Annotated in this window: 20 protein-coding genes; 12 read left to right on the forward strand and 8 right to left on the reverse strand. The window is 68.6% G+C overall.

Going from position 1 to position 18318, the window contains the following annotated elements:
- Positions 1–3: 3 nt before the first annotated feature.
- Both IEV96_RS01365 and IEV96_RS01370 read left to right on the forward strand, forming a co-directional pair.
- Positions 4–573 carry a PadR family transcriptional regulator gene (locus tag IEV96_RS01365; RefSeq protein WP_188508919.1) on the forward strand — a complete coding sequence of 190 codons (570 nt, stop codon included), beginning with the start codon at positions 4–6 and terminating at the stop codon, positions 571–573.
- On the forward strand, positions 570–2069 hold the full coding sequence (locus tag IEV96_RS01370) for an MFS transporter (RefSeq protein ID WP_188508920.1): 1500 nt from the start codon (positions 570–572) through the stop codon (positions 2067–2069). Before IEV96_RS01365 ends, IEV96_RS01370 begins: the two co-directional genes overlap by 4 nt.
- Here IEV96_RS01370 and IEV96_RS01375 read toward each other — a convergent pair.
- Positions 2066–3208 (reverse strand): acyltransferase family protein, encoded by a 1143-nt coding sequence (locus tag IEV96_RS01375; RefSeq protein WP_229732934.1) that lies wholly within the window; start codon positions 3206–3208, stop codon positions 2066–2068. The genes IEV96_RS01370 and IEV96_RS01375 overlap by 4 nt on opposite strands.
- Before the next feature lie 32 nt (positions 3209–3240).
- Here IEV96_RS01375 and IEV96_RS01380 point away from each other — a divergent pair, with 32 nt between their 5' ends.
- On the forward strand, positions 3241–4017 hold the full coding sequence (locus tag IEV96_RS01380; RefSeq protein ID WP_188508921.1) for an SDR family NAD(P)-dependent oxidoreductase: 777 nt from the start codon (positions 3241–3243) through the stop codon (positions 4015–4017).
- Here IEV96_RS01380 and IEV96_RS01385 read toward each other — a convergent pair.
- Complete coding sequence (locus IEV96_RS01385) at positions 4014–5489, reverse strand: MFS transporter (protein ID WP_188508922.1); 1476 nt, start codon at positions 5487–5489, stop codon at positions 4014–4016. The genes IEV96_RS01380 and IEV96_RS01385 overlap by 4 nt on opposite strands.
- Positions 5490–5549: 60 nt before the next feature.
- Here IEV96_RS01385 and IEV96_RS01390 point away from each other — a divergent pair, with 60 nt between their 5' ends.
- The 6 genes from IEV96_RS01390 to IEV96_RS01415 all read left to right on the forward strand — a co-directional run bounded on the left by IEV96_RS01390 (position 5550) and on the right by IEV96_RS01415 (position 9948).
- Positions 5550–6095, forward strand: a complete 546-nt coding sequence (locus IEV96_RS01390; RefSeq protein ID WP_188508923.1) for a phosphoribosyltransferase — start codon at positions 5550–5552, stop codon at positions 6093–6095.
- Positions 6092–6817, forward strand: coding sequence for a type 1 glutamine amidotransferase family protein (locus IEV96_RS01395; RefSeq protein ID WP_188508924.1), 726 nt, complete (start codon positions 6092–6094; stop codon positions 6815–6817). Before IEV96_RS01390 ends, IEV96_RS01395 begins: the two co-directional genes overlap by 4 nt.
- Entirely contained in the window at positions 6814–7488 is a 675-nt protein-coding gene (locus tag IEV96_RS01400) for a uracil-DNA glycosylase (protein ID WP_188508925.1), read from the forward strand. Before IEV96_RS01395 ends, IEV96_RS01400 begins: the two co-directional genes overlap by 4 nt.
- Positions 7489–7529: 41 nt before the next feature.
- Positions 7530–8486 (forward strand): ATP-binding cassette domain-containing protein, encoded by a 957-nt coding sequence (locus IEV96_RS01405; protein ID WP_188508926.1) that lies wholly within the window; start codon positions 7530–7532, stop codon positions 8484–8486.
- Positions 8483–9301: an ABC transporter permease gene (locus IEV96_RS01410; RefSeq protein ID WP_188508927.1), complete on the forward strand. Its 819-nt coding sequence runs from the start codon at positions 8483–8485 to the stop codon at positions 9299–9301. Before IEV96_RS01405 ends, IEV96_RS01410 begins: the two co-directional genes overlap by 4 nt.
- Positions 9302–9369: 68 nt before the next feature.
- A complete protein-coding gene (locus IEV96_RS01415) occupies positions 9370–9948 on the forward strand; it encodes a GNAT family N-acetyltransferase (RefSeq protein WP_188508928.1) in 579 nt (192 codons plus the stop codon).
- Positions 9949–9995: 47 nt separating this feature from the next.
- Here IEV96_RS01415 and IEV96_RS01420 read toward each other — a convergent pair whose 3' ends face one another.
- The 4 genes from IEV96_RS01420 to IEV96_RS01435 all read right to left on the reverse strand — a co-directional run bounded on the left by IEV96_RS01420 (position 9996) and on the right by IEV96_RS01435 (position 12751).
- Positions 9996–10613: a hypothetical protein gene (locus IEV96_RS01420; RefSeq protein ID WP_188508929.1), complete on the reverse strand. Its 618-nt coding sequence runs from the start codon at positions 10611–10613 to the stop codon at positions 9996–9998.
- 97 nt (positions 10614–10710) lie between these two features.
- Positions 10711–11490 (reverse strand): ABC transporter permease, encoded by a 780-nt coding sequence (locus tag IEV96_RS01425; RefSeq protein WP_188508930.1) that lies wholly within the window; start codon positions 11488–11490, stop codon positions 10711–10713.
- A complete protein-coding gene (locus IEV96_RS01430) occupies positions 11487–12374 on the reverse strand; it encodes an ABC transporter ATP-binding protein (protein ID WP_188508931.1) in 888 nt (295 codons plus the stop codon). Before IEV96_RS01430 ends, IEV96_RS01425 begins: the two co-directional genes overlap by 4 nt.
- Positions 12371–12751, reverse strand: a complete 381-nt coding sequence (locus tag IEV96_RS01435) for a GntR family transcriptional regulator (RefSeq protein WP_188508932.1) — start codon at positions 12749–12751, stop codon at positions 12371–12373. The genes IEV96_RS01430 and IEV96_RS01435 overlap by 4 nt, the downstream gene beginning before the upstream one ends.
- A 58-nt stretch (positions 12752–12809) precedes the next feature.
- Between IEV96_RS01435 and IEV96_RS01440 the strand changes: the two genes are divergently transcribed.
- Positions 12810–14225 (forward strand): amidase, encoded by a 1416-nt coding sequence (locus IEV96_RS01440; RefSeq protein ID WP_188508933.1) that lies wholly within the window; start codon positions 12810–12812, stop codon positions 14223–14225.
- Between the two features lie 16 nt (positions 14226–14241).
- Here the strand turns inward: IEV96_RS01440 and IEV96_RS01445 are convergent, their stop codons facing one another.
- Positions 14242–15741, reverse strand: coding sequence for an MFS transporter (locus tag IEV96_RS01445; protein WP_188508934.1), 1500 nt, complete (start codon positions 15739–15741; stop codon positions 14242–14244).
- 133 nt (positions 15742–15874) lie between these two features.
- Between IEV96_RS01445 and IEV96_RS01450 the strand changes: the two genes are divergently transcribed.
- Positions 15875–16495, forward strand: a complete 621-nt coding sequence (locus IEV96_RS01450) for a TetR/AcrR family transcriptional regulator (protein WP_188508935.1) — start codon at positions 15875–15877, stop codon at positions 16493–16495.
- A 344-nt stretch (positions 16496–16839) separates the two neighbouring features.
- Here IEV96_RS01450 and IEV96_RS01455 read toward each other — a convergent pair whose 3' ends face one another.
- Entirely contained in the window at positions 16840–17877 is a 1038-nt protein-coding gene (locus tag IEV96_RS01455; RefSeq protein WP_188508936.1) for an LLM class flavin-dependent oxidoreductase, read from the reverse strand.
- A gap of 69 nt (positions 17878–17946) precedes the next feature.
- On the opposite strand from IEV96_RS01455, the gene IEV96_RS01460 reads away from it, so the two are divergent.
- Positions 17947–18303, forward strand: a complete 357-nt coding sequence (locus IEV96_RS01460; RefSeq protein WP_188508937.1) for a siderophore-interacting protein — start codon at positions 17947–17949, stop codon at positions 18301–18303.
- Positions 18304–18318 lie beyond the last annotated feature (15 nt).

An 18318-nucleotide genomic window follows, 5' to 3' on the forward strand; every position in this document is an offset into this window, starting at 1 on the left:
GCCATGTCCTCCGTGCGCCTCTACATCCTCGGTGCGCTCGCGGTGGAGGGACCCATGCACGGCCACCAGTTGCGTCTCCTGGCCGAGAAGGAGCACGTGCACTACTGGACCGACATCTCCGTCGGCTCCCTGTACGGCGTGATCAAACGGCTCGCCGCCGAGGGTCTCATCACCGAACTGAGGGTCGAGCGCGAGGGCAACTACCCCGAGCGCCAGGTCTACGAGATCTCGGCCGCCGGCCGGGAGGCGCTCGCCGTGCTGCGTCTCGACGGCCTGAGCACGGTCGTGTTCCGGCCCGACCCCTTCGACCTGGCGATGTCCCGCCTCGACCCGGAGAGCATCGACACCGTGGAAGCGACCCTGCGCGGCCGGGTGGAGACACTCGGGGCCATGCTCGCCGAGAGCGAGGCCCAGCGCGCCAGGGCCGACCAGTACCTCACAGCCAACGAGCGCTTCGTGCTGTCCCACAAGTCGGTCAGGCTCCGCGCCGAAATCGACTGGCACAACGCGCTCATCTCCGAACTTCCCCGAATCATCGCCGACGAATCGGCTCGAACGAAAGCCTCCTCATGACCACACTTCCCGCCCAGGCAACGGCCCCGACCATTCCCAAGCGCGCCTGGCAGGCACTCATCGTGCTGCTCGCCGGCATGTTCATCGCGCTGCTCGACACCACCATCGTGAACGTCGCACTCCCGAGCATCCGCACCTCTCTCGACGCTTCCGAGGCGACGCTGTCCTGGATCATCTCCGGCTACGCGCTCTCGTTCGGCCTCGTCCTCATCCCCGCCGGCCGCCTCGGCGACCGCATCGGCCACAAGTGGGTGTTCTTCACCGGCCTCGCCCTCTTCACCGCGGCCAGCGTCGCCTGCGGCCTGGCCCAGAACGACGTGCAGCTCATCGTCGCGCGCGTCGTGCAGGGCTTCGCCGGCGGCATCTTCCTGCCGGCCGTGACCGCGTTCATCCAGCTGCTCTTCCCCGCCCAGTCCCGCGGCAAGGCCTTCGCGATCATGGGCGCCGTCATCGGTGTCTCGACCGCCCTCGGCCCGATCATCGGCGGCCTCATCATCGAGGCGTTCGGCGAGGAGAACGGCTGGCGCCTCGTCTTCGGCGTCAACCTGCCGATCGGCATCGTCGCCCTCATCGCCGCCGCGATCCTGCTTCCGAACGGGGCCGACCTCAAGGCGGCCAAGGGGGCCAAGTCGGGCATCGACGTCATCGGGCTCGTGCTGCTGTCGGCGGCGCTGATCGCGCTGCTCGTGCCGCTGATCGAGGGCGAAGACCAGGGCTGGCCGCTCTGGACGTACCTCACGCTCGTCGCCGGTGTACTGCTCGTCGTCGCCTTCGCCTTCTGGGAGATCTCGTACACGAAGCGCGGCCTCAGCCCGCTCGTGCCGCCGCGGCTGTTCAGCCACCCGGCGTTCACCGGGGGCACGATTCTCGCCCTCGTCTACTTCGCAGCCTTCACCAGCATCTTCTTCGTGATCTCGCTGCTCTGGCAGTCGGGTCTCGGCCACACCGCGCTGGAGTCGGGACTCGTCTCGATCCCGTTCGCGATCGGCTCGATCATCGGGTCGTCGCAGAGCAACCGGCTCACCGCGCGACTCGGTCGCACCGTGCTCGTCATCGGTGTGACGCTCCTCTCCGTCGGACTCATCACGGTCTTCGTGCTCTTGCTCACCGTGCCTGGCGTCGACCTGACCAACTGGATGCTGCTGCTTCCCCTCCTCGTCGCGGGCCTCGGAAACGGGCTGTTCATCGCCCCGAACGCGCAGTTCATCGTGGCCACCGTCGACCGCTCCGAGGCGGGAGGCGCGAGCGGCGTCATCGGCGTGATGCAGCGCATCGGTAGCGCCGTGGGCATCGCGGTGGTCGGCAGCGTGCTGTTCGCCGGTATCGCGAACGCCAACATCACGGGACCCGACGACGTCGCGCAGGCGTTCACCGACGCCGCGGCCTGGGCGATCGGACTGAGCGCCGCCCTCAGTGTCGTGGCGCTCGTACTGGTCTTCGCGCTGCCGAAGTCCGTGTCATCCGGCCACGGCCCGGCGGCGCCACCCGCCGACTAGGGCTCTCGACGAGCGGTGGGGCCGGTGCGCGTCTCGCGCGGCGGCCCCTCGGGCGGTGTGCGGAACGCCGTCTGGTCGGCGAACAACCAGCGCGGCTTCGGCTCGATGATCGGGCGGAAGACCCGCCGCACGATCGGCGCCGACAGCGCGATCGAGATCGCCACGCAGGCGAAGACCACGCTGAGCAGCCAGACCGCCGAGGTGTGCTCGTCCTTGAGGATCCCGGTCTCCCGAAGCGGGTAGAGGATGAAGCTGTGCAGCAGGTAGACGTACATCGTCGAGGTGCCGAAGGCGGTGATCCAGGTCTCGCGCCGCGGGATCAGCGCGAAGACCGCCCCCGTGAGCAGGACCGCCAGCGCGATCAGCGCCAGCCGCACGGCACCGGCCCACCACTCGCCCTCGCCGAGTCCGCTGTACGAGTCGTCGTAGAAGAACCAGAAGCGCAGGTCGATAGCGCGCCACAGGTTGATGTTGCCGCCGACGACAGCGAGCCACGCGCCGAGTACGGCGACGGCGAGCACGCGCATCCACCAGCCGTTCGCTACGCGGCGCCAGCGGTCGACGACGCCCCACTCGTTGAGCTTCCAGCCGAGCACGAAGAAGGGCAGGATGCCGATGGCGCGCGACAGCGAGAAGGTGCTGTCGACGTTGCCGAGGTAGCCGACGCCGACCGACAGGATCACGGCGATGAGCAGCGGGTATTTCAGCAGCGCGAGGTAGGGCAGCACGAGCCGGAAGATGCCGAGCGCGAGCAGAAACCACAGCGTCCAGCTCGGCTGTGTGGGGTTGAACTCGCGCTTGCCCTCGACGAGAAACTGCACGAGGGTCCAGATCGACTCCATGATCACGTAGGGGACGATGATGTCGGTGATGACCCTCGTCATTTGGCGGGCGTTCGGCGAACCGGGACGCGAGAAGTAGCCGCTGATGATAGCGAACGCGGGCATGTGGAACGCGTAGATGAACAGGTAGACGATCAGCGCGTTGTCCGAGTCGGCGGTGAGCCGCTGGATACCGTGACCGACCACCACGAGGGTGACGCAGAGAAAGCGGGCGTTGTCCCAGAACGGCACCCGCTCTTTCGCTGCGCCCGATCGGCCGACGGCGGGCGTGGCAGTCGGCGGCATCGTGGCTGTCATTCGTGCCAGTGTAGCGACGGTACTTTTGGATCATGAATCCTCGACGCGTTGTAGTGACCGGTGCCAGCTCGGGAATCGGAGCCGCCACCGTGCGCCTCTTCCGCGAACACGGTTGGGAGGTCGTGGGGGTCGCCCGTCGTGCCGACCGGCTCGAGGCGCTCGCCGCCGAGACCGGCGCGCGGGTGTTCGTCGCCGACCTCACCGTGCAGGCGGAGGTCGACGCGCTGCGTGACTTCGTCGCCGGCCTCGGGCCGGTGCACGCCCTCGTCAACAACGCCGGCGGCGCCTTCGGCCTGGCCTCGGTCGAGGAGGGCAGCGCTGAGGACTGGATCCGCATGTTCGACGTCAACGTCGTCGCGGTCAAGCGCGTCACGTCGGCCTTCCTGCCGCTGTTGCGCCTTGCGGCCGCGGATGTCGACGGTGTCGACATCGTCACCGTCACGTCGATTGCCGGCCACGTCGCCTACGAGGGCGGAGGCGGGTACAACGCGGCGAAATTCGCCGCCCACGCACTGATGGCGGTGCTGCGCCTCGAGCTCGCGGGCGAGCCGATCCGCGTGATCGAGGTGGCGCCCGGCATGGTGAAGACCGAGGAGTTCTCTCTCGTGCGCTTCGGCGGCGACCAGGCGAAAGCCGACGCGGTCTACGACAACGTGGCCGACCCGCTCGTCGCGGAAGACATCGCCGAGTCGATCGTGCACGCCGTCGAGCTGCCGTCCCACGTGAACCTCGACCTCGTCACGGTCAAACCCGTCGCCCAGGCCGCGCCGCACAAGGTGATCCGGGGCGGGTTGAAGCCGCGGGCCTAGCCGCCGATCGGAGTCACGGGCAGCGCTTCTTCCGCCTCGACGTCGTCGTCGCCGAACGCGAACCTCGGCACGAGGAACAGCAGCACTGCGGCGAGCAGCGCGCCCGCGCCGCAGACGGCGAACACGGTGAGGTAGCCGGCCAGGCTCGAGGCGCTGCTGCCGACCGCCTGCACGGCGCCCGCGGCGAGCAGCACGGCGAAGACGGATGACGCGAAGGAGCCGCCGATCGTCTTGGTGGTGTTGGTGAGCGCGGTCGCGATGCCGGTCTGCCCGCGCGGCGCCGCGGCCGCCGCGGCGGAGGGTAGCGCCGCGACGAGAGCACCCGACCCGATACCCGCGACGACCATGTTCGTGAACACCTGCGCCGCCGTGTCGTGGAACGGCAGGAAGAGGAAATACCCCGCCGCGACCAGGAACGCCGCGACGATGAGCGTGATGCGCGGCGTCGACAGCCGGGCGCCGACCGGAAAGAGCACGGCACCCACGATGAGCGACACGAGGTAGGCGCCGATCAGGTACGAGATGTTCGACGCGTCGAGCGAGAGGCCGAAACCGTTCTCGGCGCGGTCGGTGCCGGCGAAGGTGGAGAGCGGCGCCTGCGCGCCGAGCAGGCTGATGCCGATGAGGCCGGCGGTGAGCTGCACGGGCCACATGCGCGGCTGCGCCATCACCCGCAGGTCGATCGCGGGGTCGCTCTGCCGCAGTTCGAACCGCCCCCACGGCACGAACACGGCGACGCCGGCGACCATCAGCGCGTAGACCCACCACGTCCCGGGCCCGTTGATGCGCAGGAAGGTGAGCCCGGAGGTGATGAGCAGCAGGCCGATGCTGAGCACGCTGAACCCCACCACGTCGAGGGTGCGGCCGGGGAGCGGCTCCGACTCGGGCACGCCGAACAGGATGGCGAAGAACACCAGGGTCACCGCGACCGCCGGGATGATCAACGTCAGCGTCACGTTGCCGCCGAGCGCGGTGAATACCCGGCCACCCGCCAGAGCGCCGACGATCGCGCCGGCCTGCAGGGCCACGACGAGGAATCCGGCGGCCCTGCGCGTGGCCGATGCCGCCGTCGCGGTGCGGCGCCCCCTGTCGAAGATCAACGCGATCTCGAGCGGCAGCCACACCGTGTAGAAGGCCTGCAGCGACCAGGCCACGAGGAAGCTGGTGAAGTCGCCCGTGAACGCGAGCCACCAGGTCGCCCCGGCGGTGAGCACCGTGGAGACCAGCAGGATGCGCTTGTGCCCGAACATGTCGCCGAGCTTCGCGAGAACCGGCACCGACAGGGCCGCCACGAGCAGTTGTGCGGCCTCGAACCAGTTGAAGTCGGCGTCGCGGATGCCGAGGTGTTCGACGAGGTCGGGGATCAGCGGCACGTAGAACCCCTGGAGGATGCCGCTGACCAGTTCGACGAAGAACAGGTAGCCGATGAGACCGAACGTGACCGCACCCGCTCTGCCGCTGAGGATCGTCATGAACGGATGCTAGTGGGTGCGGGGCGGTGCACACCGACCGGGCGGGATAACGTGTTCTCTATGACTTCCCTCGCCTCCGATGTGCCGCCAGCCGCCGAACTCACGCCCGACCGGGAGGTACTCACCTGGGACCAGTTCGGTGTCGCCTCACGCGAGCTGGCGCGCGAGGTTCTGAAGAGCGGATTTGTGCCGGATGTCGTGGTCGCGATCGCCCGCGGAGGCCTGCTTCTCGCCGGGTCGATCGCCTACGCGCTCGGGGCGAAGAGCTGCGGGGCCATGAACATCGAGTTCTACACCGGAGTGGGCGAGCGGCTGCCCGAACCGATCATGCTGCCGCCCATGTTCGACGACTCGACGCTGGACGGGAAGAACGTGTTGCTCGTCGACGACGTCTCCGACTCGGGCCGCACGCTCGCGATGGTCGACCAGCTGCTCAAGGCCAGCGGCGCCACGGTGCGCACCGTCGTGCTGTACACGAAGCCGGGCACGGTACACGTGCCGCACTACACGTGGAAGAACACCGACCGCTGGATCAACTTCCCCTGGTCGGTTCTCCCGGTCGTCGAGGTCGAGGGCCACGTACACACCAGGGGAGCCGACGCGTGAGCATCCATCTGGTGGGCGGGGGCTGGGCCGACGACTACGACGGCGAGGTCTACCGCGAGTTCCTGCTCGAAGCGTCGCAGCGTGCCATCGCGAGCGGCCGCGACGTCGCCCGCATCGGCGTGCTGCTCGTCTGCGAAGACGCCGGAACGGCGGACAAACGCACTGCGCAGTACCGCGAGCAGCTGTTGCGGGTCGCGCTCTGCGAACCGTTCGTCACCGCGATCGTCGAGGGCGAGCTCTTCACCTCGAGCGTGCTCTCGGGCATCGACGCGCTGCTGATCGGCGGGGGACTGCCCCCCGCCTACCTCGACGCGGTGGCGCCGATCGTCGAAGAGATCCGGATGCTCGTCGGTGACTCGCTCCCGTACCTGGGCTATTCGGCGGGCGCCGCCATCGCGGCCGACACCGCCCTCGTCGGCGGCTGGAAGATCGGCGACGTGCAGGTGTGCGCCGAGAGTGCCGGCGAAAACCTCGAAGACGTCACCGTCGCCGAGGGACTCGGCCTCGTCGACCTCGCGATCGAGGTGCACGCCGTCCAGTGGGGCACACTCTCCCGGCTCGTGGCAGCGACCGAGGCGGGTCTCGTCGACGGCGGCATCGCGATCGACGAATTCACCGCGCTGATCGTGGGCGACGACCTGTTGCGGGTGGTCGGCAGCGGGAGCATCTGGCAGGTCGACCGCGGCGACGACGGCGTACTTGTGAGTACCTTGGGGGCATGAGCCGGCACAGCATCGGCGAACTGCTCGACCCCGGCTGGGCCGAGGCGCTCGCCCCCGTCGCGCCAGACATCGCGGCCCTCGGCGACTTCCTGCGCGCCGAGGTGGCCGAGGGCCGCGGCTACCTGCCGGCGGGCCGCGACGTGCTGCGCGCCTTCACGCGCCCGCTCGCCGACGTGCGCGTGCTGATCGTCGGCCAGGACCCGTATCCGACGCCCGGGCACCCCATCGGACTGTCGTTCGCCGTCGACGGCCATGTGCGTCCGCTGCCCCGCAGCCTGAACAACATCTACCGCGAGCTCCGCGACGACCTCGGCGTCGAGCCGCCCGAGCACGGCGACCTGAGCGCGTGGGCCGACCACGGGGTGATGCTGCTCAACCGCGTGCTCACGGTGCGCCCCGGCGCCGCCGCATCGCATCGGGGCAAGGGCTGGGAGCAGGTGACGGATGCCGCGATCCGGGCGCTCGTCGCGCGTGACCATCCCCTCGTCGCCATTCTCTGGGGCCGCGACGCGCAGGCCCTGAAGCCGCTGCTCGGAGCCACCCCCACGATCGAGTCCGCGCATCCGAGCCCGCTGTCGGCGTCGCGCGGCTTCTTCGGATCGCGACCGTTCAGCCGCGCCAATGCCGAGCTGGTGGCGCAGGGGGCGCATCCGATCGACTGGTCGCTCTGAAAGTCTTGTTGAGCACTTCTCCGCCGGAGTAGTTTCGAGCCATGCCTGCCACCGCGACGACGATCGACGTCTCCCACCTGTCCAAGTCGTTTGGACCCGTCGACGCGGTCTCCGACCTGAGCTTCGTCGTCGAGCCGGGCAGCGTCACGGGATTCCTCGGACCGAACGGCGCCGGCAAGACCACGACGCTGCGCATGCTGCTCGGGCTGGTGAACCCGAGCTCGGGTTTGGCGACGTTCGGGGGAGTGGGCTATCGGGACCTGCCGAGCCCGCTCGAGACGGTGGGCACGGCGCTCGAGGCGTCGAGCTTCCACCCGGGCCGCACCGCCCGCAACCACCTGAAGGTCTACACGACCGCCACCGGGATCGACCCCGGCCGTATCGACCGGGTGCTGAAGCAGGTGGGGATCGACGCCTACGCCGACCGTCGCGTCGGGGGCTATTCGCTCGGCATGCGGCAGCGTCTGGGGCTCGCGTTCGCCCTGCTCGGCGACCCGCGGGTGCTCGTGCTCGACGAACCGATCAACGGGCTCGACCCCGAGGGCATCCGCTGGATCCGCGGCTTCCTGCGCGAACTGGCCGCGGAGGGGCGCACTGTACTGGTCTCGTCGCACCTGTTGAGCGAGGTGCAGCAGAGTGTCGACCGGGCGATCATCATCACGCGTGGCCGACTCGTCTACGACGGAACGCTGAGCGGGCTCGAGTTCACGGCCCGCGTCGTGGTCGACGCGCCCGACCGCGCCGCTTTGCACTCGGCCCTGCTCGCCGCGGGCGCCAGGGTGGACGTCTCGGAGGGCGGGCTCGTCGTGAAGGAACTCGACGGCGCCGCGATCGGCGCCATCGCCCACCGCGCCGGCGTACCGCTCAGCCTGCTGGCCGAACAGCAGGAGGGCCTCGAGAGCGCGTTCCTCGAGCTCACCGGAACCGAGCCGGAACCGGCACCCGGCGTCCACAGACACGGCGCGCACGCGGCGCCCGCCGAGGGGGACGCATCATGAGCATCGTCAGGGCCACCAGGGCGGAGCTCGCGAAGGTCTTCACCGTGCGGCTCTGGTGGATTCTCGCCCTCGTTATGGCCGTCTACGTCGGCAGTCTCGCCGGCATCCTCGCGGGCGTGTTCGGCGGGCTCGACCTGTCGGCCGATCCGACCGCTCCCACGGTCGACGTGTCGCAGCTGCACCTCGTCATCTACAGCACGGCCTCGGCGATCGGCTACGTCTTCCCCGTGCTGCTCGGCGCGCTCTCGGCCACCTCCGAGTCGCGCCATCAGACCCTCACCCCGACGTTTCTCGCCAACCCGCGACGCGCCCAGGTGCTGGTCGCCAAGAGCATCGCGATGGCGCTCATCGGCGCGTTCTTCGGGGTCGTGGCGCTCGTCGGGTCCATCGGGACCGGAGCGGTCGTGCTCGCCGCGGTAGGCAAAGACACCGGGCTCGACGATCCCGACACCTGGGTTCTCGTGGGGCGGGTCGTTCTCGCGATGGCGCTCTGGGCGGTGATCGGGGTCGCCCTCGGAAGCCTCGTGCCCAACCAGGTGGCGGCGCTCGTGATCGTGCTCGCCTTCACCCAGTTCGTGGAGCCCATCCTGCGGTCGGTGTCGGCGATCTGGGAGTGGACCGCGCGCGTCGGTCAGTTCCTTCCCGGGGCGGCGAGCGACGCTCTGGTCGGTTGGAGTGTCTTCACGTCGCTCGGGGCGATGACGACCGAGGTCGTCGAACTCGAGTGGTGGCAGGGCGGCCTCGTGCTGTTCGGCATCGCGGCGATCGTGGGCGTCGCCGGCTACTTCGCGGTGTGGAAGCGCGACGTCACCTGAGCGGCGGGTCCGACGCCACGTGACACCCGGCGGCATCTGGTTGACTTGTCGTGAATGGAGGGCTCACGATGCTCGAAGAGGAATACCAGCCGAGACGCGTGCTTCCGCCGCACCTCAAGAAGGCGCCGGAACCGCAGCCGGTCTTCGAGTATTCGATCCGCCCGGCCGTCGCCGAGGACCTCCCGCACATCCGCGAGATCTACAACCACTACGTCATGAACTCCACAGTGACCTTCGACGAGACGCCGATGACGATCGCGGCCCTGCGCAAGAAGTTCGCGGCGGTCGGCAAGCTGGGCTTCCCCTTCATCGTGGCGGTGAGCCCCAACGGCCAGATCCTCGGGTACGCCTACGTCTACCCGTGGAAGGACAAGGCCGCCTACCGCTTCACCGTCGAGAACTCGATCTACCTCGGGCCCGGCGCCACGGGGAAGGGGCTCGGCAAGGTACTCCTCGGCGAGCTCATCACCCGTTCGAAGGCGGCGGGAATCAAAGAGATCATCGCCGTCATCGCCGACAAGGGCGCGGAGTCGTCGATCAAGATCCACAAGGACTTCGGGTTCAAGGACATCGGCCACATGGGCAAGGTCGGCTTCAAGTTCGACCGCTGGCTCGGTACCTACATGATGCAGAAGAGCCTGAAGTAGTCGGCCGCGGTGCTGGCTCGGCCGGTGCCGCCTCAGTCAGCGCTGTGTCAGTTGGCGCTGTAGACGTGCTCGTAGACCTCGCCGGAGATCTCGACAGCGCGCGTGTAGGAGTCGAGGCCGCCGATCGTCGCGATAACCGAGATCCAGCTTTCCCCGCGCAGCACGTTCATGATCGCTGGATCGAGCGTGCGGTCGCCCTGCACGCCGTAGGCGACGGCGTCGTCGGTCGTCTCCTCGTTGAGGCCCTGCTCGGCAAAGCTCGCGACGACGGCGGGGCGGGTGGCGCCGCTGAGCGGCGCGACGGAGATCGTGAAGCTGCTGACCTCGGTGTCGGAGAAGCCCCAGATGCAGCTGATGCCGCCGGCCTGCTCCTCGGGGGTGGCGTCGACGAGGTAGTCGTTGCCGTACCGGCCGCCGGGGCCGCCGAGCAGCACGATGCCCTCGGCCGCGAACTCGTCGACGCGTGACTCGGGGAGAATCGACGCGCAGTCGGTCGGCATCGTGAAGGTGAAGTTGCTGGGGGCCGCGGTGGGCTCGGCGGTCGGAGTCTCGGTGGTCTCGGCCGTCGGAGCGGCCTGTGGTGCCTCGTCCGCGGTGCACCCGGCGAGCACCGCCACGAGGGCGATGGCGAGTGGCAGAACCGCCAGTGCTTTCGATGAGCTCATTGGTGCTCCTTCCCGTTTGACGAACCTAGCAGTAGGCGCGGGGACGCCCGACCACCCCGCGGGCGATCGGGCGTCCGTCGCGTGGACGACAGGATACTCAGTTGCGCGGGGTCGCCTTCTTCAGCACGAAGTAACCCGTCACCGCGGAGATCGCGGTGGGCACGAGCGTCCAGAGGATGACGCCGTTGACCCCCGTCTCGACGAACCACCCGCCGACGGCCGGCCACGAGTCGGTGAAGGTGACCAGGGCGATGAGCGCCACGATCACGAGGGTGATCGCCGCCCACAACGCGATCATTCCGTTCGCGCGCCACCGCACATAGACCGCCGCGAACGCCGCGCCGAGGAAGAAGAAGAACGCGAAGATCGTGAAGAAGAGACCGAAGCGCACGTACCACTCGCCCACCCCGAAGTAGACCGAGGTGAACATGTGGCCGCCCAGGCCCCAGCCGTCCGTAGCGTCTTCGATGAGCGAGAGCACGGTGAGACCGGCCGCGTACATCGCCGCCAGCAGCAGGAACGCGATCGAGGTGCCGAGGTAGAAGTCTTTCCTCGTGACGCTGTAGCCCTGCGCGAACGGGAAGGTGAGGTTGATCGCCTGGATCGCCACGATCGTCATATAGACGAAGATGTAGAACGAGGCGCCGCTCCAGTTGAGACCCTCCTGGGCGTTGGTGCGGGATTCCTCGTCTGCCACGGAGGCGAAGATGATCGCCCAGATGGCGAGGTTCACCAAAAAGATGAACCCCAAGATCATCCAGGGGATCACGATGGTGGTGGCCGGGTTCACGAAGTGCAGGCGCACGATCGCCAGGATGCGGTTGGGCGGTGCCGGGCGTGCGTGTGTGGTGGGCTCGGCGAGGGTTGCGGTGGTCATGATTCCTGGCTCCGATCTGCGTTCGCGGTGGTGACGCGCACCACGAGCTGCTGCAACGACACCGGGGAGAGCTCGAGGCCGGCGGCGGTCGCCGCGGCGCGTTCTGCGGGGGAGAGGCGCCCGACCGTCACGGACGACAGTCCGCCGAGCCGTTCGCTGTGCAGGATGTCCCGGCCGGACGTGAAGGCGTCGACCGCGGCGCGCTTCCCTGCGACGATCGTGGCCGACCCGCGCAGTTCTTCCGCCGGGGCATCCATGATGATCTTTCCGTCGTCGATCACGATCACGTGCTCCAGCAGGTTGCTCACCTCGTCGATGAGGTGGGTGGAGAGCACGACGGTGCGCGGGTGTTCGGCGTAGTCCTCGAGCAGGCGGTCGTAGAAGGTCTGCCTGGCGACCGCGTCGAGTCCGAGGTACGGCTCGTCGAAGAAGGTGAGGGGCGCGCGCGAGGCGAGGCCGACGATCACGCCGATCGCCGAGAGCTGGCCGCGCGACAGCTTCTTGATGCGCCGGTTCAGCGGCAGCCGGAAATCGGCCACGAGCCGCTCGGCGAACCCGGCGTCCCAGTTGGGGAAGAACCACGGCGCGCTCTTCAGCACGTGCTTCGGCTTGAAGTCGTCGGGATACTTCTGGCTCTCCTTGACGAAGCAGACGCGGGAGAGGGCGCGGGAGTTCTCGACCGGGTTCTCGCCGAAGACGCGGATGCTGCCCTCCGACGCGAAGTCCTGGCCGGTGATGAGCTGCATCATGGTGGTCTTGCCCGCGCCGTTGCGGCCGAGCAGGCCGTAGACGCGGTTCTCCTCGATCGAGAACGTCGCGTTGTCGACCGCGGCGAGCTGACCGAACTTCTTTCCGAGGCCCGTGACCTCCACTACGGCACTCACGATGCGCCTTCCTTCCTGATCATGTCGGTCAGCTGCGACGACGAGATGCCGAGTTTGGCGGCTTCCGCGACGAGCGGCCTGACGAACTCCGATTGAAATGTCTCGCGACGAGCCTCCGTCAGACGGTTTCTCGCGCCCTCGGCGACGAACATGCCGATACCCCTTTTCTTGTAGAGGATTCCCGCGTCGACGAGCAGGTTGACGCCCTTGCCGGCGGTGGCGGGGTTGATGCGGTAATAGGTGGCGAACTCGTTGGTCGACGGCACCTGCGTCTCTTCAGCGAGCACACCGGCGAGGATGTCGTTCTCGATCCCCTCCGCGATCTGCACGAAGATCGGCCGGGTCTCATCCACGACGCGCCTTCTTCGTTGGTTCATTACTCATGTAACTAACCAACCAGCCTCGACCGGTCGTGTCAAGACCTAGGCTCGGAGAATGTTCGAACTCCATCACCTCACCGCCCAGGAGCAGGCCGACTGGCTGCGTCGCGGCGACGTTTCGCCCTCGGAACTCGCGACGCACTACCTGGAGCGCATCGCACGCCTCGACGGCGCACTCGGCGCGTTCACCACGGTGACGCCCGAAGCCGCGCTCGCCAGGGCGGCGTACGTCGAGTCGACGGTCTCGCGCGCGGTCGCCCTCTGGGGCCTGCCGCTCGGCGACAAGGACCTCAGCGCCCGCGCGGGCGTGCGCACGACCTACGGCTCGCGGCTGTTCGAGCACTTCGTGCCCGACGAATCGGACGAGATCGTGACCGCGCTCGACGACGCGGGCGCCGTGAGCCTCGGCAAGACGAACGCTCCCGAGTTCGGCATGCCCAGCTACACCGAGTCGCTCGTGGCGCCGCCGGCGCGCAACCCCTACGACACGACGCTCGGTGCGGGCGGCAGCAGCGGGGGAGCGGCCGTCGCGGTCGCCGCCGGCCTGCTGCCGGTCGCGCCCGGCTCGGACGGGGGCGGGTCGATCCGCATCCCCGCGGCGGCGACCGGTCTCGTCGGTGTGAAGCCGTCGCGCGGGCGGGTGCCGGCCAACGCCGGTTTCGGTTCGCTCGGCGGTCTCGTCACGCCCGGCCCGATCGCGCGTACGGTCGCCGACGCCGCGATGCTGCTCGACGCGATGGTCGAGGGCGGCCCCTACCAGTACGCGACGCGGGCGCCGTCGTGGGACGAAGGCGCGCTGCTCAATGCCGCCGTGCGCGGCGAGGGCCGCTTCGAGATCGGCGTGATGACCTCGTCGCCGTGGGACAGCCTGTACGAGATCACCGTCTCGGCCGAGGCCGAATCGGCGCTCGCCACGGCCGCCTACGAGCTGTCGCTGCTCGGCCACGGGCTGCAGGACTACGAACTCGAGCCGGACGACAGCTATGGTCCGGCGTTCCGCACCCTGTGGCAGGCCGGGGCCGCGAACATCCCGGCGGAGGGCGAAGACCTCGAGCTGCTCGAACCGCTCACCCAATGGCTCGTGGCTCGCGGTCGGGAGTTGAGCGCACGCGACCTGGCGACTGCGTTGTCGACACTGACGAGGTTCGAGCGCAGTGTCATCCGTCAGTTCTCCCGCTTCGATGCGGTGATGACGCCGGCCCTCGCGCTCACCCCGCGCCCGGTCGGCTGGTACGACGCGGTCGACGCCGAACGCAACTTCGAGCAGCAGGTGCAGTACACGCCGTTCACGTCGTTCGCGAACGTGAGCGGGCTGCCCGCGATCACACTTCCGGTCGCGGTGACGGATGCGGGCCTACCCATGGGCGTGCAGGTGATCAGTCGCCCGGGCGGCGAGCACACCCTCCTGGCCATCGGAGCCCAGCTCGAGCGCAGGTTCGCGTGGCAGCGCAGGCACCCGCCGCAGTGGTGAGTGCCCGCGCTGTCGATCAGTGCGCCAGTACCGGCTCGGCGTCTGCCGCCGGCTCGGTGTGCAGCGCGAGGCCCTGCCCGCGGCGGCGGAACAGCAGCGCGGCGATGACGGCGCCGGTCGCGAAGATGCCGGCTCCCCACCAGTAGGCGGTGTTGTAGCTCTCGATCGCGGCCCGTGCGGCCACGGCGGCCGTCGCCGGCTGGTTCGCGGCGAGGTAGTCGGTGGCCGCCGTCGCCGCGAGCGTGTTGAGCAGCGCGACTCCGATCGACCCGCCGACCTGCTGGCTCGTGTTCACCATCGCCGAGGCGACACCGGCGAACTCGCGGTCGACGCCGAGCGTCGCGGTCTGCATCGCGGCGGGCATCGTCGAACCCATGCCGAAGCCGAGGATCATCAGCGGTATCAGGATGTCGGGCACGTACTCGCTGCCGAGGTCGAGGCGTGTGAGCAGCACCATTCCCACGGCCGCGATCGTCATGCCGAACGGCACCATGACCTTCGGGCCGAAGCGGGGGAGCAGCAGGTTGGTACCCAACTGCGCGGCCACGACGAGCATGCCGATCATGGGCAGGAACGACAGTCCGGTCTGGATCGGCGTGTAGCCGAGCGACGCCTGCAGGTAGTAGGTCACGAAGAGGAAGATGCCGAACATTCCGGCACCGGCCAGCAGGACCGCGGTGTAGGCGGCCGCGCGGTTGCGGTCGAGCACGATCGACAGGGGGAGCAGCGGGTGCGCCGCGCGTCGCTGCCAGAGCACGAACGCGGTGATCAACACCACGAAGCCGGCGAGCATGCCCCAGGTGAGCGGCGAATCCCAGCCGTCGGTCTCGGCGTTGGAGAGACCGAACACGAGGCCGAAGAGGGCGCCGGACACGAAGATGGTGCCGGGGATGTCGAGCTTCGGCCGCGGCCCGGTGCGCTCGGCGTTGGTCACGAACACGATCGCACCGATCACGGCGATGATCGCGATGACGACGTTGATGTACAGGTTCCAGCGCCAGTCGAGCTTCTCGGTGAGGAAGCCGCCGAGCAGCAGGCCGACGGCACCGCCCGCTCCGGCGATCGCGCCGAAGACGCCGAACGCGCGGGCGCGTTCCTTGGGGATGGTGAAGGTGGTCGTGAGCACCGCGAGGGCGGTGGGGGCGAGCAGCGCCCCGAACACTCCCTGCAGCGCGCGGGCGGCGACGAGGAGGCCGAAGCTGTCGGCCGCGCCGCCGAGCGCGGAGGCTGCTGCGAAACCGATGAGGCCGATGATGAACGTGCGCTTGCGGCCGATGAGATCGGACAGGCGTCCGCCGAGCAGCAGCAGGCTGCCGAAGGCGAGGGAGTAGGCGGTGATGATCCACTGGCGTTCGCCATTGGAGAAACCGAGGTCGGCCTGGGCGGCGGGGAGCGCGATGTTGACCACCGTGGAGTCGAGCACGACCATCAGCTGGGCGAGGCCGACGGTGATCAGCGTCCACCAGCGACGGGACGGGGCCGCGACGGGGGCGGCGACGGGAAGGGTCTGAGTCATGAGCACGACTATATACGGAACTTGACAGTTTCGGAACCAAACAGTTTCGGAATTGCCGAGTTTCGAGAACACAGAGTTCCGGAACCCTTCGTGGCCTACAATAGACGCACCGACAGTTAGGAGTAAAGCCGCAATGACGCAGCTTCACGATCCCGAAACCAAGGCCAAGCTCGGCCGGAAGCGCGACCACACCCGCGATCCCGAGATTCTGGATGCCGCGCTGGAAGTGCTCGCGGAGACCGGGTACGACGGCATGACCATCGACATGGTGGCGGCCCGGGCGAAGGCGGGCAAGGCCACGCTCTACCGTCGCTGGGCCTCGAAGGGCGAGCTCGTCATCGACGCCGTGGCGTGCATGAAGCAGATCGACCCCGACGCGATTCCCGACACGGGGACGCTGCGCGGCGACCTCGTCGCGATGATCAAGCCGCACGCACTGCACGACGCAGACAAGAAGCTGCGCATCATGGGCGCCCTGACCTCGATGCTGGCCCGCGATCCGCAACTCGCCGACGCAGCGTATGCGGCGATCGTCGAGCCGCGCGCATCCGTCAACCGCATGCTGCTGCAGCGCGCGATCGACCGGGGCGAGATCGCGGCGGACACCGACATCGAAATGATCTCGCTCGTCAGCCAGTCGATGGCGACCTACCGAACGATCATGCTGCGCAAGCCGGTCGACCGCGAGTTCCTCATCTCGGTGATCGACGGCGTGCTCATGCCGGCGCTCGGGTTGGCCAAGCCGAAGGATTGAGCCGGTCGCCCTGCGACGACGGGTCGGAGGCGGGCACAAAGCGCGACATCAGCCGACGTCGACGCGCAGGCGCACACGGTCGGCTGTGGCCAGGTCGCTGCCGAAGAACCAGTGGCCGGCCACGAACAGGTAGTTCTCCTCGCCGCTCTCCGTTTCGAGCCGGTAGAGATCGGCGCCGTTGTGATCGCTGCGGACGAACCCTGCCGCCTCGAGCCTCTGCTGCTGATCGAGACATTATCAACTCGCCGTCCGACCGGGGGTTTCGAGTTGGTAACGGCGCTTCGACGGGCTCAGCGGCCGTGGTGGGCTCATCGGCCGTGGTGGGCTCAGCGGCCGTGGTCGGTTCAGCGATCCGCGGCGAGAGCCTCGCGCACGCGTGGCGCCACCTCGGTCGCGAACAGCCGGATCGACTCGAGCACCAGCTCCTGCGGCACGCCCGACCAGTCCATCTGCAGGCCGACCCTGTCCATGCCCAGGTGGCCGTGCACGTAGACGATCTTCGCGGCGACCTCGTCGGGACTTCCGGCGAAGATGGCGCCGCGGCTGTCGACCATGTCCTCGTAGGTCTCCCGGGTCGGCGTGGGGAATCCGCGTTCGGCCGAGATGCGCGCCATCGATTCGATCCAGTACGGGTAGAACGCGTCTTTGGCGGTGCGCGAGTCGGCGCCGACGAATCCGGGCGCTGCGATGGCGGTGCGGAGCGTGGCCGGGTCGTGCCCGTGCTGCGCGGCCGACCGGCGGTACAGGTCGAACAGGGGAGCGAAGCGTTCGGGGTGGCCGCCGATGATCGCATAGCTCACCGGGACGCCGAGAGCGCCGGCCCGGGCGGATGATTCGGGGTTGCCGCCCGTGGCAACCCAGATGTCGAGCTTGCCCGGGTACTCCCCGTGCCTGCTGGGCCGCGGAAGGATCTGCTGGGCCGCGAGGGGCGGGCGGAATCGGCCGCTCCAGGTGATGAACTCGTCATCGTTGAGCGCGAGCAGCAGGTCGAGCTTCTCGGCGTAGAGGGCGTCGTAGTCGTCGAGGCTCGCCCCGAAGATCGGGAACGACTCGATGAACGAGCCGCGGCCGGCGACGATTTCGGCCCGGCCGTGGCTGAGCAGGTCGATCGTGGCGAACTGCTGGAAGACGCGCACCGGGTCCTCCGTGCTGAGCACCGTCACCGCGCTGCCCAGCTTGATGCGGGAGGTGACGGTGGATGCCGCGGCGAGCACGGTGGCGGGTGCCGAGATGGAATAGTCGGGGCGGTGGTGCTCTCCGAGTCCGAAGTAGTCGAGCCCCGTGTCATCCGCGAGTTTAATTCTCTCGATCGTGTCGGCGAGGGCCTCTTCCACGCGGTCCTTATCCTGGACGTCGCCGAAGCTGTAGATTCCGAATTCCATACACTGAGAGTATTCCTACAGGGGGAGCCGACCTGTTGGCATTAGGTAAGGCATGCCTATACTGAGAGCATGACCTTCCTCGACGAGAACGCCGCGTCGGTCGGCTGGAACCCGGCCGCCAGCGACCGCATCCTTCTCGCCGGCGACGAAACGTCGCTTCCCGTCATGCAGACCATCCTCGCCACGCTTCCCGCGAAGGCGCGCGGACAGGTCTTCGTCGAGGTGCAGAGCGAGACCGACATCGTCGTGATCGTCGCTCCCGGCCGCTTCGGCGTGAGCTGGCTCGTGCGCGACCGCGGTCAGGTCCTCCGCCGCTCGGTCGACGCCTGGTTGAGCGAGATGCTGCCGGTCTCTGCGTTCGACGACCACCAGGTCTACGCCTGGATCGCGCACGACGGCGCCGCCCGCACGCTCACCTCGAACTGACGGCCCGTCGACAGG

The sequence above is a fragment of the Conyzicola nivalis genome (assembly GCF_014639655.1).
Taxonomy (GTDB): Bacteria; Actinomycetota; Actinomycetes; order Actinomycetales; family Microbacteriaceae; genus Conyzicola; species Conyzicola nivalis.

Coding starts and splice junctions, on each gene's coding strand:
- IEV96_RS01365 (WP_188508919.1), top strand. CDS start 4: ATGTCCTCCGTGCGCCTCTACATCCTCGGTGCGCTCGCGGTGGAGGGA.
- IEV96_RS01370 (WP_188508920.1), top strand. CDS start 570: ATGACCACACTTCCCGCCCAGGCAACGGCCCCGACCATTCCCAAGCGC.
- IEV96_RS01375 (WP_229732934.1), bottom strand. CDS start 3,208: ATGACAGCCACGATGCCGCCGACTGCCACGCCCGCCGTCGGCCGATCG.
- IEV96_RS01380 (WP_188508921.1), top strand. CDS start 3,241: ATGAATCCTCGACGCGTTGTAGTGACCGGTGCCAGCTCGGGAATCGGA.
- IEV96_RS01385 (WP_188508922.1), bottom strand. CDS start 5,489: ATGACGATCCTCAGCGGCAGAGCGGGTGCGGTCACGTTCGGTCTCATC.
- IEV96_RS01390 (WP_188508923.1), top strand. CDS start 5,550: ATGACTTCCCTCGCCTCCGATGTGCCGCCAGCCGCCGAACTCACGCCC.
- IEV96_RS01400 (WP_188508925.1), top strand. CDS start 6,814: ATGAGCCGGCACAGCATCGGCGAACTGCTCGACCCCGGCTGGGCCGAG.
- IEV96_RS01405 (WP_188508926.1), top strand. CDS start 7,530: ATGCCTGCCACCGCGACGACGATCGACGTCTCCCACCTGTCCAAGTCG.
- IEV96_RS01410 (WP_188508927.1), top strand. CDS start 8,483: ATGAGCATCGTCAGGGCCACCAGGGCGGAGCTCGCGAAGGTCTTCACC.
- IEV96_RS01415 (WP_188508928.1), top strand. CDS start 9,370: ATGCTCGAAGAGGAATACCAGCCGAGACGCGTGCTTCCGCCGCACCTC.
- IEV96_RS01420 (WP_188508929.1), bottom strand. CDS start 10,613: ATGAGCTCATCGAAAGCACTGGCGGTTCTGCCACTCGCCATCGCCCTC.
- IEV96_RS01425 (WP_188508930.1), bottom strand. CDS start 11,490: ATGACCACCGCAACCCTCGCCGAGCCCACCACACACGCACGCCCGGCA.
- IEV96_RS01435 (WP_188508932.1), bottom strand. CDS start 12,751: ATGAACCAACGAAGAAGGCGCGTCGTGGATGAGACCCGGCCGATCTTC.
- IEV96_RS01440 (WP_188508933.1), top strand. CDS start 12,810: ATGTTCGAACTCCATCACCTCACCGCCCAGGAGCAGGCCGACTGGCTG.
- IEV96_RS01445 (WP_188508934.1), bottom strand. CDS start 15,741: ATGACTCAGACCCTTCCCGTCGCCGCCCCCGTCGCGGCCCCGTCCCGT.
- IEV96_RS01450 (WP_188508935.1), top strand. CDS start 15,875: ATGACGCAGCTTCACGATCCCGAAACCAAGGCCAAGCTCGGCCGGAAG.
- IEV96_RS01455 (WP_188508936.1), bottom strand. CDS start 17,877: ATGGAATTCGGAATCTACAGCTTCGGCGACGTCCAGGATAAGGACCGC.
- IEV96_RS01460 (WP_188508937.1), top strand. CDS start 17,947: ATGACCTTCCTCGACGAGAACGCCGCGTCGGTCGGCTGGAACCCGGCC.